General features: G+C 66.9%; 1 protein-coding gene. It reads left to right on the top strand.

What is annotated here, in order from left to right; translation table 11 throughout:
• The coding region (locus CXQ94_RS24200; protein ID WP_219817138.1) for a glycosyltransferase at positions 1 to 505 on the top strand (505 nt) is incomplete at both ends.

Raw genomic sequence — 505 nt, 5'->3', positions numbered from 1 at the left:
ATTCCGTGCAGAACACCGCGCGCGTCGAACCCTGCAAGCAGAGTGCACAGGCAGCCGCCACCAGCGCCGGCGAGATGCCGGTGCGACGGCAGACCACCATCGTCACGGTGACCTACGGCGACCGCCTGGTTTACCTGCGCCGACTGATCGAGCAGGCCTTCGCCTTCGAACAGATCACCCGCGTACTGGTGGTCAGCAATGCCTCGACCGCACCACTCGAACAGCTCACCAGCCGCTGGCCAGGGCAGGTGCGCATCATCCCACTGGCGCAGAACACCGGCTCGGCCAACGGCTATGCCGTGGGGCTGGAAGCGGCGCTGGCCGAAGGCGCGCAGTACATCTGGATGATGGATGACGACAACGGCCCCACCGCGGCCGCGGTGCGTCTGCTGCATGAAGAACTGGCGCGAATGGCGGACGAGGTAGGGCTGCATCGTGCCGCCGTGCTGGGCTTTCGCCCCAGTCAGCAGGAAGACATCGCCCGCGGCGTACCGAGCCGTTTCGC

It is taken from the genome of Arthrobacter sp. GMC3 (assembly GCF_002929305.1).
Lineage (GTDB): Bacteria > Actinomycetota > Actinomycetes > Actinomycetales > Micrococcaceae > Specibacter.
Note: the sequence above shows the minus strand (reverse complement) of the source record. Positions and strands in the feature narration are given on the sequence as shown.